The sequence below is a fragment of the Desulfobaculum sp. genome, assembly GCF_054921475.1.
The window spans coordinates 1-12,573 of record NZ_JBUDSW010000094.1; the positions used below are offsets into that span (position 1 = coordinate 1).

The window sequence follows — 12,573 nt, forward strand, 5'->3', positions numbered from 1 at the left end:
TAAGGGTATCATACCCTTAACCCGCCGGAGGCCTCTTCTCTTTCCCAAAAAAAACGGCCCCGCTTTGCATGCAAAGCGGGGCCGTTGGCGTTTATGCTGTCACGCTTGGCGCGGCATGGCGGTGTTAGTTGGCTTTGGCTTTGCCGTTACCGCCGAGGGTGTTTTGCCAGGCGTCGGTGAGGGCCTGAACGTGTTCTTCGACGAGGTGCTTGCCGCCGGATTCGATGACGAAGGTCTCGCCGCCGGTGACTTCGCCGATGCAGGCGCAGTGCTGTCCTGCGAAGGCGGCTTCGAAGGCGTCGCGGTTTTCGGGTGCGACGGAGACGAGCAGGCGGGAGTTGGTTTCGCTGTAGAGGATATCGGTGGCTTCCATGCTGTCTGGGCAGACGGGCACGCTGTCGAGGTTGATGCGTGCGCCGATGCGTCCGCCGATGGCCATCTCTGCTGCGGCGACGCCGAGGCCGCCGTCGGAGAGGTCGTGCGCGGCGGTGACGAGGCCGTCAGTGATGGCGCTGTGCAGGGCGTAGTAGCGTTCACGTGCGGTGACGGCGTCCACCTGCGGCACTTCGGTGAAGGGGGCCTTCATCATGTCGGAAATCTCGCTGCCGCCGAGTTCGGGGCGCGTGAGGCCGAGGATGTAGACGAGGTCGCCGGGCTTCTTGAAGTCGGAGGTGACGCACTTGTTGACGTCATCCACGAGGCCGAGCACGGAGAAGAGCACCGTGGGCGGGATGGAGATTTTCTGTCCGCCGCCGGTGTAGTCGTTCTTCATGGAGTCTTTGCCGGATATGCAGGGCACGCTGAAGGACTGGCAATAGTGGGCCAGCGCCTGATTGGCGCGCACGAGCTGGGCGAGCTTGTAGTGCCCGTCGGGGGTCTTTTCGGACTGGACGGGGTCGCACCAGCAGAAGTTGTCCGTCCCGGCCATGTGGCGCGGGTTGGCGCCGATGGCGACGGCGTTACGGATGGCTTCGTCGATGGCGGAGGCCATCATCCAGTAGGTGTCCAGCTTGGAGAACTTGGGGCAGATGCCGTGGGAAACGACAATGCCTTTGGTGCTGCCGAGCACGGGACGCATGACGCCAGCATCGGAGGGGCCGTCGTTCTGCGCGCCGGTAAGGGGCTTGACCACGCTGCCGCCCTGCACTTCGTGATCGTACTGGCGGACGATGTATTCCTTGGAGCAGATATTGAGGCGGCCGAGCATCTTCTTGAGCAGATCGGCGTGATCGGCCACGAAGAAGGGGATGTACGGATCCTCGTCTGCGGGGCGTTCCCAGATGGCCTTGAGCTGCATCTGCGGTACGCCGTCGTGCAGGAACTGCATGGGCAGATAGGCGACGGGGCGGTCCTTGTAGGTGACGTGGAAGTAGCCGGAGTCCGTGAATTCGCCAAGAACACTGGATTCCACGTTCATTTCGCGCGACAGGGTGAGGAAGGCGTCCAGCTTGTCCTGCGGCACGGCGAGGGTCATGCGCTCCTGCGCTTCGGAGAGCAGAATCTCCCACGGGCGCAGGCCGTCGTACTTGAGGGGAGCCTTGGAGAGGTCCATTTTGCAGCCGCCGCAGAACTCGGCCATTTCGCCAACGGAGGAGGACAGACCGCCTGCGCCGTTGTCGGTGATGGCGTTGTAGAGACCGGCGTCACGGGCGCGCATGAGGAAGTCGTACATCTTGCGCTGGGTGATGGGGTCGCCAATCTGCACGGCGGTGGCGGGGGAGCCTTCGTGGAGTTCCTCGGAGGAGAAGGTGGCGCCGTGGATGCCGTCCTTGCCGATGCGGCCGCCGCACATGACGATGGCGTCGCCGGGGATGGCGGTCTTTTCGTGGCTGGGCTTGCCGCTGACTTCAGCGGGTAAGAGGCCGATGGTGCCACAGAAGACAAGGGGCTTGCCGAGGTACTGCTCGTGGAAGACCACGGAGCCGTTCACGGTGGGGATGCCGGACTTGTTGCCGCCGTGCTCCACGCCTTCACGCACGCCTTCGAGCACGCGGCGGGGGTGCAGCAGACGGGGCGGCAGAACCTTGTCGTAGAAGGGCGAGGCAAAGCAGAACACATCGGTGTTGCAGATGAGGTCTGCGCCCATGCCGGTGCCCATGGGGTCGCGGTTCACGCCGACAATGCCGGTGAGCGCGCCGCCGTAGGGGTCGAGGGCGGAGGGGGAGTTGTGCGTTTCGACCTTGATGCAGATGCTGTGGTCTTCATCAAAGGTGATGACGCCGGCGTTGTCCTTGAAGACGGACAGGCAGAAGTCGTCCTCGCCGCGTTCCTCGCGGATGCGGGCGGTGGAGTCCATGATGAAGGTCTTGAAAATGCTGTCGATGGTGGTGCGGGTGCCCTTTTCGCGGTTTTCGTAGTCGATCTTGGCGCTGAAGATTTTGTGCTTGCAGTGCTCGGACCACGTTTGGGCGAGGGCTTCCAGCTCCGCATCCGTGGGGTGGGCGCTGAGGCCTGCGGCCTTGCGCGCGGCGGCCACGTCCGGGTCGGTGTAGTGGTCGCGGATGGTCTGCATCTCCTCAAGGGAGAGGGCGAGGGTGTTCTCGCGGGAGAAGGCGACGAGCTCGTCGTCGGTCATGGACTGCAGGTCAACCTCGGCGACGTCGTCGAGCACTTCGCCGGTGACCTGTGCGGCCTTGGGCTCGAAGCCCGGGGCCTTGGCCCAGTCGGCGGCGGATTTGTACTCAAAGCGTTGGATCAGCTCGTTGGCGAGGAAGTCCTTGCCGATGCGGGCGATGTCGTCTTCGGACAGGTCGCCGGACAGGAGATACTGGGTGGAGGTGTACACCGCGATGCTTTCGGCCTCTTCCGGAGAGCGCTCCAGAATGAGGGCAAGGCTCTGATGGGCGGTGCGGCCTTCGTTGTCGGTGACGCCGGGCCTAAAGCCCACTTCGATAATCCAGTCGAACCCATCGGCCAGCGGCGTGGTTGAGGCGACGTGGAGGACGGGGTCGTGCAGGGCGGCGGCATCAACGATGGAACGGACGTCGCAATCGTCCACGCCCTGAATGGTGAAGACCTTGATAATACGGCAATCCGTCACGGGCAGCCCCAGCGCGTGGGTGATGCCGTGGGCAACCTTTTTGCCCACAGTGTCCGTGACATGCTTCTGAAGTCCCAACTCAACTCGCCTGAGCATTGACGTGTCTCCCTGTTTGCGTGCTGCTCGGACCGGGAGTCCGGTCCTGCGGTTCCCTTGAAAAGATGAAGCCGGGTCCACGGTTGTGGCCCGGTCTGTCAGTGCGCCCCGCATGGGGCGGCGTCGAAGTCGCGAAAAATCATTCCATCCAGTGGATGCGGTTGCCGCCGACGGCCTTGGCGGCATAGGTGCCTTGGTCCGCGCGCCGCAGCAGGTCCGCCGGGCGTTCGTCCTCGCCGAGGAGCGCCGCGCCCATGCTGAGACCTACTGCGCCCTTGAAGCGGGTGTTGACCGCCTCGTGAATGCGCTGGGCCAGCGTGCGCATGCCTTCCTCGCTGGTTTCCGTGACAATGACGGCGAACTCGTCCCCGCCGTAGCGGCAGGGATAGTCCGTCCCGCGGCGGACGGTGTGGCGCAAAATTTGGGCGACGCCCTTGAGGACGTCGTCTCCGGCCTGATGGCCGTGGGTGTCGTTGATGGCTTTAAAGCCGTCTAGGTCGAAAAAGAGCAGCCCCAGCGGTCGGCCTGTGCGGCCAAAGCGCTGCGCTTCGCGCTCCAGCAGGCTGTGGAACTGGTAGTGGTTGAACAGCCCCGTCAGCCCGTCGCGCACGGCCTGCCTGCGGAGCTTTTCCTCAAGCCGCCGGATGTCCGTAAGGTCGCGGCCCACAACGAGGTAGGTTGCCTGCTCGCCCGCGGTGCCCACAAGGAGCGAGATGACCATCTCAAGGGGGAGGGGCTTTTCGCGCCCAACATCAAGGGCAACCTCCACACTGGTGGTCTTTGGGTGCAGGCGCGAGGCATCCCATGCGCCGTCGTTTTCGTCCACGGGGGTGGCCACGGTGAACAGATTTTTACCCACAAGGTGGCGTTCATGCTCCGGCGAGGCAAAGGTGATGACGCCGCGCGCATCCGTGGTGAGCACAACGTCGCGCATGGACGAAATGACCTGCTCCAGAAATGCCCCCTGCCGCAGGGCCTGCATTTCAACGGAGGAGACCTCGGTGACGTCCTCAATCATGAACAGAATATCCTGCTTGTCCTGCTTGTGGGCGGAGAGATAGACGCAGCGGGGCGGCGTGTCCCCGGAGGGCTGCAGGCAAAAGACCTTGCTGAATGCCTCGCGCGAGGGCGTGGAGAGAAAGTCCGTCCAGTCGCGGCCAAGGCCGGTGGAGCCAATTTCGTGCAGGCAGTCGATGATGAGGCGCCCTTGGGGATTCTGCGGGTAGCCGAGAAGCTCGTAGAGCTTTTGATTCATCTCCCACACGCGGCTTTCGGCGTCGAGGCGGGCAACGCCCACGGGCAGATTATCCAGCGTGCGCGCCTTGCTGACAAGGACCGCTTGGCGCTTGTTGTAGCGCTCAAGGGAGCGGCTGACGAAGCGCAGATACAGCTGCGCCTTGGCCATGATGTCGTCCGAGGCACCGGTGTGGGGGAAGCGGATTTCGCCCCATTTGTCGCCAACGGCAATGAGCTGATGGGCGTCGCCTGCTGCGCCCCGCCATGGCAGGTCGGCAAGCTGTTCGGCCGCGCCGGAGGCGGTGACGCCGTCCTCAGGGTGGCACTGATAGAGGCTCCAGCGGTGCTGCCCCGGTTCGCTCAGGCACAGGTCCCAGTCGCTGAGGGCGAAGTTCCAGCGCAGATGGCGGGCCAGGGTGCGGGCCACGGTGTGGGTGCCGCCGTCGGCGGAGGCGATTTCCATGGCTTGCAGATGGAAGGTCTGCATGTCCTGCAGGGAGTGCTCGTAGAGCCTGTCGGCCTTTGGCACTTCGGAAAGATGGATGGTGGAGAGCATGGAGCGGAAGCGCGTCAGGCACATGGCGCGCAGTTCTTCCATCTCCTCGCGGGTGAGGCCGAGAATCTGCCGGATGAAGGCCTCGTGATGGACGAGTTCCTCCGGGGCGTTCATGCCGTGGCAGTCGTTGGCGAGTTCGGCCCAGCGGGTGGCGAGGATGACGATACGGGTCGGAACGGGGTGGCGTTCGATGTCGTCCAAGTCATGGTGGTGGCGGATGCTGTCGCACCCGATGTCCGGGATGTCCCAGAGGCGCAGAAGCTGCGCGGAAAGTTCGGCGTGGTCAACGGACCATATTTCGCGCTCGGCCTCCAGCTGGCCGGGGCGCAGGCAGGTGAGGGGGACCTTGGGCGGAGGCGGCAGGGAGCCGTTTTCGTCGCCAGAAAGCGCGATGAGGGAGATATCCTTGAGCAGGGTGCACAGGTAGAGCTTGTCGGCCGTGTCCGGCACCGCGCGCTCGGCCATGAGCCCGGCGGCCACGGCGGACCACACCACCATGCGCCAGTTGCAGAAGGCGTCGTCTGTGTCCACAGCGGCGGACTGGCGCGATTCCAGATAGGAGACGGACAGGGCAATCTTGAGAATCTCGCGCGTGCCGAGGACCACGGCGGCGCGTTCCAGATTGGTGACGCCCTGCGACAGGCCATAAAAGGGGGAGTTGACCAGATTCAGCACGGCCACAGTCATCGCCGGATCAAGGCTGATGATGCGGGCGATGGCTTCGAAGCTCGGCTCGGGTTTGACCAGTTCCTGCAGCAGCTTGGACATTGCGGGCGGGAAGGTCTGTTCCAGACTCTGTCTGGCGGAGGTGAGAACGGTCTTCAAGGCGTGCTGCATGGTCGGGTGCCTGTGCTCCTACTTTTCCCGTGACAGAACGTAGTCCAGAACCGAGTGGAGAACCTCTCGCTCCGGTGTCTCCGGGAAGGCCGAGAGGGCGTCGTGGGCCATGTTGGCGTAGCGCTCCGCGGCTTCGCGCGTTTTCTGCGGCAGGCCAAGGCGCGTTATCTCGCCGAGGATGTGCGCTGTTTCGTCCTCTGTCAGGGCATTGTCCCGGAACTTGGTCAGCACCTGCTGGCGCTCGGCGTCCGGCAGGGAGTCAAAGTAGCCGATGAGCGGCAGGGTGAGCTTGCCTTCCTTCAGGTCGCCGCCCGAGGGCTTGCCCGAGACGTCCGAGGGGGACACGTAGTCGAGGGCGTCGTCCACAAGCTGGAAGGCGATGCCAAGGTACAGCCCGTAGTTGTGGGCGGCTTGTTCCTGCTCTGGTGTGGCTCCGGCGACGATGGCTCCGGCCTCGCACGCGGCCTGAAAGAGGTAGGCCGTCTTGCCGGTGATGATGTCGAGGTAATCGTCGTTGGTGAGGTCCGTATTGCGGACGTTGGCGATTTCCTTCACCTCGCCGGTGGCGGTGCGCAGGATGGCCTCGGACAGGATGGCGGTGAGGCGCGGCTCGCCGTAGTCCGCCACAAGGCGGTTGGCAAGGGCCAGCAGCACATCGCCTGCGAGGATGGTCACGTTGGGGCCGTAGACGATGTGGGCGCTTTTGCGGCCACGCCGCAGGGCGGCTTCGTCAAGGATGTCATCGTGCAGCAGGGTGGCGGAGTGGAGCATCTCCAGCGAGCAGGCCAGCGGATAGGGCGTATCGCCCTGCGCGCCAAGGGCGCGGGAGGCCAGCAGCGTCAACAGCGGCCGGATGCGCTTGCCCCCAGCGGCCAGAACGTGCTGGATGGGCGGCCGGACACTGCCGTCGAGCTTGTCCGTTTCACGCTCCAAGAACGCATTGATGCGCGGGAGCTCGTTTTCAAGATACGATAAAATAAGCTTGTGCATAGGTGGTGTATTATCCATGTTCCCCTGTTGCAGGGCAAGACAAGAGTAATGGGCTGAACAGGGTGGTCCCTATCCGATAGATGCTCCGGATGCAAGCTGCGAAAGCCTCTTGAGCGCGCAGCGTCCGGCGTCGGACATATCAACGCTCAGGTCGTCCACATAGGCCGCAATGTGCCGCTCCAGCGTTTCGTCGTCCATTTCCTGCGCCAAGGTGCGCACCAGCGGCCAGATATCCTCGCGGTGGGCGCGGGCGTGGAGGATGCTGCTGCGGATGCTTTCGGTGATGGCGCCGCGCTCGGCTTCGGGCAGTGCGGTGCGCGCGGCAATGACGCCAAGGGGAATGGGGGCCTCTTCGCCCTGCTCCTTCCACCATGCGCCAAGGTCCATGCGCAGCTGGAGGCCGTAGCGCTCGTAGACGAGGGCGGTTTCGTGGATGACCAGCCCCGCGTCCACCTTGCCCTGTCGCACGGCGTCCACAATGTCCGAGAACAGCATAGGGACGGGGGTGAAGCCGTTTGGCAGGGCGGCGCGCAGCACGGTGTAGGCCGTGGTGCCAAGGCCGGGGACGGCAACGGTCTTCGGGGTCTTAGGCGCGTCGGGGCGCGCCACCAGCTTGGGCCCGGCGCCTTTGCCAAAGGCCGCGCCGCTGTCCAGCACGGTGTAGGTGCGGGTGAGGCCAAGGGATGCGGCGGCGGACATCTTGACGACGTCGTAGCGCTCCTCGGCGGCGGCGTGGTTGAGTTCCTCAACGTCCGCCCACACAAAACGGACGGGCCGCTCAAGGCGCTCTGGGATGCGGCCCAGAATCCATGCGGCAAAAATAAACGTGTCGTTAGGACACGGCGATATGGCAACGGTCAAAGCATCAGTCATGGTCATGGTCCAATTGCCGGGTCTGTGTCCGGCGTGCGTCCGGCAGGGCCGGAGCGTGGTTGTACTGTTCCCGCTTTGGGGTGTGTGCGGCGCGTGGCGCGGCATAGGCGCGCGCCGTGCAGTGCGGCGAAAATGCGCGGGCGGTCGCTCTTTTCGCCGTTTAGGCTGTGGAAAACTGTGTGCTTGGGCGCGTTATTCTGCCGCGGGGCCAAGCAGGGTTTCACAGGCGGCGGCAAGGGCCGCGAAGGCTCCGGGGATGTCCCAGTCTGCCGCGGCGCGGGAGCCAACGGCGTTGGACACCGTGCGCAGTTCAAGGAACGGCACGCCTGCCTGCGCGCAGGCAAGGGCGCAGGCAAAGCCTTCCATGTTCTCCACCTTCGCGTCCGGGTAGCGCGCTTGTATGGTTGCGGCCCGTTCCGGCGTGCCACTGACGCCTGCAACGCTCACAATGGGCGCAAGAGGCCACGCCTGCGGCAGCGTAAGGCCCATGGCCGCTGCGGCGTCGTGCGGGGACAGGGGGAGGCGGTCATACACGTCGCCGCCTTCCCACTGCGCAAAGCCAAGGCCCTGCGGCGACAGCCCGCTTGGGGTGAACAGGCCGTACTCCGGGAAGATTTCAGCGCTTGCGGCGCATGTTGCGCCAAGGGGCAGGGCGGCAAGGTCGAGGCTGCCGCCCAGTCCGGCGTTGACCACGCCGCAAGTCTCCGGGTGCGCCCCCAGCATGCGGCCTGTGGCAATGCCCGCGCTGACAGGGCCAACGCCCGTAATCAGCACGCGGCACGCGCGCCCATGCAGTGTGGCCGCCGCGCTGCCTCCCGGCTTGGGGAGGTCCTGCAGCGCGGGCAGGGCGGCGGCGCATTCCTTGGCGGTGGCAAAGACCAGCGCAATCATGATTCGTCCTTCCGGATGGTCAGTCTGTACAGGCCGTCGCCAATGCGCGCTGTGGAGACAATGCTGGCGCCCCTGTGCCGCAGGACGATGTCCACCTTTGGCAGGCCCGCCTCGTTGGCGTCGGCCTCCATGGTGCCACCCGGCGGCAGGGACTGGAGATGCAAACTCATCTCCCGGAATCCGGCTCAGCAGTCCTGCCAGCAGTTAATGCGCCGTACGCCGTCCTGCATCGTGCAAAGCTCCTACAGCCGCCACAGTTCCAGCCCGAGGGCTTCGAGGCTGCTGCGGTCGAAAAGGCTCTTGATGTCCATCACCACGCCCTGTTTCGGGTCGCGGAAGAATCCGGCGATGGTCTCGGCCGAGAACGCCATGTATTCCTCGTGCGGCACGGCCAGAATCAGGCCGTCCAGCTCCGTGAATTCCTCAAGGCCCACAAGGTCCAGCCCGTATTCGTGGCGGGCTTCCTCGGGGTCGGCCATGCTGTCGTGGATGAGCACGTTGGCGCCGTATTCGCGAAGCTCCGTCACCACGTCAACAACCTTGGTGTTGCGCAGGTCCGGCACGTTTTCCTTGAAGGTCAGGCCAAGGATGCCGATGCGGGCGTCCTTGATAAGGCAGCAGCGGGCGATGAGCTTTTTGATGAGCGTTTCGGCCAGCCATTTGCCCATGGAGTCGTTAATTTCGCGTCCGGCAAGGATAACCTGCGGGTGGAAGCCCATCTCCTCGGCCTTGAAGGTCAGGTAGTAGGGGTCCACGCCAATGCAGTGCCCGCCCACAAGGCCGGGGCGGAAGGGCAGGAAGTTCCACTTCGTGCCTGCGGCCTCCAGCACCTCGACGGTGTCGATGCCCATGCGGTCGAAAATAAGGGCCAGCTCGTTCATCAGGGCGATGTTCAGGTCGCGCTGGGTGTTTTCGATGACCTTGGCGGCCTCGGCCACCTTGATGCAGGACGCGCGGTGCACGCCAGCGGTGACAACGGTTTCGTACACGCGGCAGAGCAGGTCCGCCGTGGCGTCGTCCTGTCCGGCCACCACTTTGACGATGGTTTCCAGCGTGTGCACCTTGTCACCGGGGTTGATGCGCTCCGGCGAGTAGCCAACAAAGAAGTCCGCGCCGCAGGTGAGGCCGGACTGCTCCTCAATGATGGGGACGCAGATTTCTTCCGTGAGGCCGGGGTACACCGTGGACTCGTAGACAATGACGGTGCCGGGGGCGAGGTTGGCTCCAACGGTGGTGGAAGCCCCCGTTACGGGAGTCAGGTCCGGGCGGCGGTTGGCGTCGATGGGGGTGGGCACGGCCACGATGATGAGGCCGGCCTTTTTCAGGTCCGCCGGGTCGCAGGTATAGTCGATGGAGACGGTAGGGAGCTTGCCGTCCTCAACCTCGCCCGTGCGGTCAAAGCCGCCCTTCAGCTCGTCAACGCGCTTGGCGGAAATATCAAATCCGATGACGGAAAAGTGTTTGGCCAGCGCAACGGCAAGGGGCAGGCCGACATAGCCCAGCCCAACAACGGCAAGGGGCGTCTTTCCGCTACGCAGGTCTTCAAACGATACCATGATGTCAACTCCTTCAATGCACCGGCATCGGGGTGCGGAGGGTGGACAGCGCCTTGGGCCGGATGTAGGACAAAAGCATGATGAACTTTGATTGGAGACTGTTCGTAGCCGCCCTAGGCCTTGCGTGTGTTCTTGAGGGAGCGCTGTATACTCTTGCCGCGAACCAGATGCCGCGCATATTGCGACAACTCGCGGAGCGGCCGCCCTCCGAACTGCGGAAGTTCGGATTGACGGCCGTCATCCTCGGTCTTTTGCTTGTGATGTTCGCGCGGTCTTAGGCGCCGCGCGGACTTATTTCTTCTTTTTCTTCTTGGCGGCGGTCTTTTTACTGGCCGCCTTTTTCTTTTTGCGGGCCGTTGCAGTTGCGGATTTTTTGGTGGCCTTCTTGGGCGCCGCCTGTTCCTCCGCCTGTCCCGTGGCCTCGGTCTTCGCTTCTACGGCTTTTGCCGGGGCTTTCGCAACGTCTTTTTCCGGCGCGGGCTGTGTGGCGGCAGTGTCCTTTTGGGGGGCCGTCTGCGCAGGCGATTTGGCCTGCTCCGCCTTCTTGGGCGTTTCGGAAGCGGCATCAGCCGCCTTCGCCGTTTCAGCCGTCTTCTTTTTAGCCGCAGTCGCAGGCTTTTTTGCCTTTTTTGCGGCAGGCGTCTTGGCGTCTTCTGCCTTGGCCTGAGGCTTTTCAGCTGCGGCCTTCTTTTCTGCCTTTTTGGGGGCCGCTTCCGCGTCCTTCTGCGCCGCTTTTGCCGTCTTGGCAGCGGGTTTGGGCGCCGTCTTGGACGAACTGCTCGCCTTCTTCGCGGGTTTCTCCGCAGGCTTCTTTGTCGTCTTTTCAGCCGTGTCCGCAGCCTTCTTGGTTGCGGTTTTCTTTGCGGTGGCCGTCTTGGCCGCGGCGGTCTTCTTCGGCGTCTCAGCGGCCTTGCTCGCCGTTGCAGCGGTTTTGCCGCTCGTGGTCTTTTTCTTGGCCGCAGGTTTTGCCGCCTTGGCCGTGGTGCTGGTTTCCGCCGCGCTCTTTTTGGCCGCCGTCTTGGTTGCGGCTTTCTTCGCCGGAGCGGCCTTTTTCGTGGCCGCCTTTTTCGGCTTTGGCGCGGTAGCCGTGCTGTACGCATCAAGGGCGAAGGCGACGGCGTCCGGGTTGCGGTCCAGCAGGCCGGAGCCCGGCTCCTCGGGCGCTTTGGACGCCTTGGGGGGAGCGGTGATGGCCGCCGCGCTCTTCTGCGCCACATGGATATTCACAATGCCGGACAGCAGCGGGACATGGTAGACCCGCTCAAAGCCCGAAGCCATGATATCACGCGACAGCTCTTCCGGCGTCGGGAAGCCCGTAATCGTATCCGCAAGGTACGAATAGGCGTCTCTGTCGCCTGAGAAGACGCGCCCGATGCCCGGCAGCACCGTGTTCAGGTAAAAATTGTACAGCCCCTTCCAGATGGGTGTGCGTCCGGAGCCGAACTCCAAGATGCACATGCGGCCACCCGGGGCCAGCACGCGGAGCATCTCCGCGTAGGCGTCCTCGCGGGGCTTCATATTGCGGATGCCAAAGGCAATGGTCACGTTGTCCACGCAGGCATCCGGCAAAGGCAGAAACCGACCGTCAGCAAGCACAGGCTGGATGCCGGAGTGCGTGCCCGGCTTCAGCTTCGTCTTGCCCTTCATCAGCATGGGCTTGGAGAAGTCCATGGACAGGACGTCCATCTCAGGGTGCTGGCGCTTGATCTCAAGGGAGACATCCAGCGTTCCGGCAGCAAGGTCCAGCGTGCGGCCCGTCGAGCCAGGACGCAGCGTACGGACTAGCCGTTGCCGCCAATAAATGTCCTGACCAAGGCTCAGGAAATGATTGAGAAAGTCGTACCAGCCAGCAATGCGTCCGAACATGCCAGCAACATTGCCAGCATGACGTGAATGGTCGGGATTCTGCATGTGTGTCGAACCGTGCCTGCGTTTAGCGCTGAATCTGCGCGTTGTCGTCCTCAGCGGAGATGGTGGCCAGAACCTCGTTGTATATCTTGGAAAAATAGTCCGGGAAATTGGTCGGTGAAATGCGGCCCGTTTCAATAAACTTCACCACGATCTCTTTCGTGACCTGCAAAGCCTGCTTCTGTAGCTTTTCCACTGGAGCCTCCCTGTGGATGGCGCTTGCGATGCGATAGAGGTTGTCATTGGAAAAACCCGCCCGGGGGGAAACGTCACCTGACCACCGTGTCAAATGAGACCGGGCGGGTAAAAAGAATAACCCGGTAGGCCATCCCTTTTTTTGTGGGCTTTTAGCATCTTGCATCACAGGAGTCGAGGTTTACTCTACAGCGCCGCCACGTGCGCCCCGCCGCATGCTGCGTTTTGCGCAGGCTTTCGAGCATGGCGCTTGCGTTGGCAGGCGCTCTGCGGCGTAGCGTGCAGCGGTGGGGGAAGTGGTGCCGGGTGCAGGGTGGATGAAGCCATGGGAGAGTTTTTTTGCTCCGCAGGTTTAAGGGCCGTGGGCCCTTAAAAATCCCATGTGCGCACAGACC

General features: G+C 63.5%; 10 protein-coding genes. 1 reads left to right on the forward strand and 9 read right to left on the reverse strand.

Going from position 1 to position 12,573, the window contains the following annotated elements:
- Nucleotides 1–124 precede the first annotated feature (124 nt).
- The 7 genes from ACY69P_RS07890 to ACY69P_RS07920 all read right to left on the reverse strand — a co-directional run bounded on the left by ACY69P_RS07890 (nucleotide 125) and on the right by ACY69P_RS07920 (nucleotide 10,075).
- Nucleotides 125–3,136, reverse strand: a complete 3,012-nt coding sequence (locus ACY69P_RS07890; RefSeq protein ID WP_462327088.1) for an AIR synthase-related protein — start codon at nucleotides 3,134–3,136, stop codon at nucleotides 125–127.
- A gap of 139 nt (nucleotides 3,137–3,275) precedes the next feature.
- Complete coding sequence (locus ACY69P_RS07895; RefSeq protein WP_462327089.1) at nucleotides 3,276–5,765, reverse strand: diguanylate cyclase; 2,490 nt, start codon at nucleotides 5,763–5,765, stop codon at nucleotides 3,276–3,278.
- Nucleotides 5,766–5,783: 18 nt separating this feature from the next.
- Entirely contained in the window at nucleotides 5,784–6,755 is a 972-nt protein-coding gene (locus ACY69P_RS07900) for a polyprenyl synthetase family protein (RefSeq protein ID WP_462327090.1), read from the reverse strand.
- Between the two features lie 69 nt (nucleotides 6,756–6,824).
- A complete protein-coding gene (locus tag ACY69P_RS07905; RefSeq protein WP_462327091.1) occupies nucleotides 6,825–7,628 on the reverse strand; it encodes a 1,4-dihydroxy-6-naphthoate synthase in 804 nt (267 codons plus the stop codon).
- A gap of 192 nt (nucleotides 7,629–7,820) precedes the next feature.
- Complete coding sequence (gene mqnB, locus ACY69P_RS07910; RefSeq protein WP_462327092.1) at nucleotides 7,821–8,519, reverse strand: futalosine hydrolase; 699 nt, start codon at nucleotides 8,517–8,519, stop codon at nucleotides 7,821–7,823.
- On the reverse strand, nucleotides 8,516–8,689 hold the full coding sequence (locus tag ACY69P_RS07915) for a hypothetical protein (RefSeq protein WP_459900417.1): 174 nt from the start codon (nucleotides 8,687–8,689) through the stop codon (nucleotides 8,516–8,518). The genes mqnB and ACY69P_RS07915 overlap by 4 nt, the downstream gene beginning before the upstream one ends.
- Before the next feature lie 72 nt (nucleotides 8,690–8,761).
- The gene (locus tag ACY69P_RS07920) at nucleotides 8,762–10,075 is read right to left on the reverse strand and encodes a nucleotide sugar dehydrogenase (protein WP_462327093.1); all 1,314 of its coding nucleotides are present in this window, start codon (nucleotides 10,073–10,075) and stop codon (nucleotides 8,762–8,764) included.
- A 77-nt stretch (nucleotides 10,076–10,152) separates the two neighbouring features.
- Between ACY69P_RS07920 and ACY69P_RS07925 the strand changes: the two genes are divergently transcribed.
- Nucleotides 10,153–10,353, forward strand: a complete 201-nt coding sequence (locus ACY69P_RS07925; protein ID WP_404843852.1) for a DUF2065 domain-containing protein — start codon at nucleotides 10,153–10,155, stop codon at nucleotides 10,351–10,353.
- A 13-nt stretch (nucleotides 10,354–10,366) separates the two neighbouring features.
- Here ACY69P_RS07925 and ACY69P_RS07930 read toward each other — a convergent pair whose 3' ends face one another.
- Complete coding sequence (locus tag ACY69P_RS07930; protein WP_462327094.1) at nucleotides 10,367–11,941, reverse strand: ubiquinone/menaquinone biosynthesis methyltransferase; 1,575 nt, start codon at nucleotides 11,939–11,941, stop codon at nucleotides 10,367–10,369.
- Nucleotides 11,942–12,008: 67 nt separating this feature from the next.
- Complete coding sequence (locus ACY69P_RS07935) at nucleotides 12,009–12,179, reverse strand: hypothetical protein (RefSeq protein ID WP_404843850.1); 171 nt, start codon at nucleotides 12,177–12,179, stop codon at nucleotides 12,009–12,011.
- Nucleotides 12,180–12,573 lie beyond the last annotated feature (394 nt).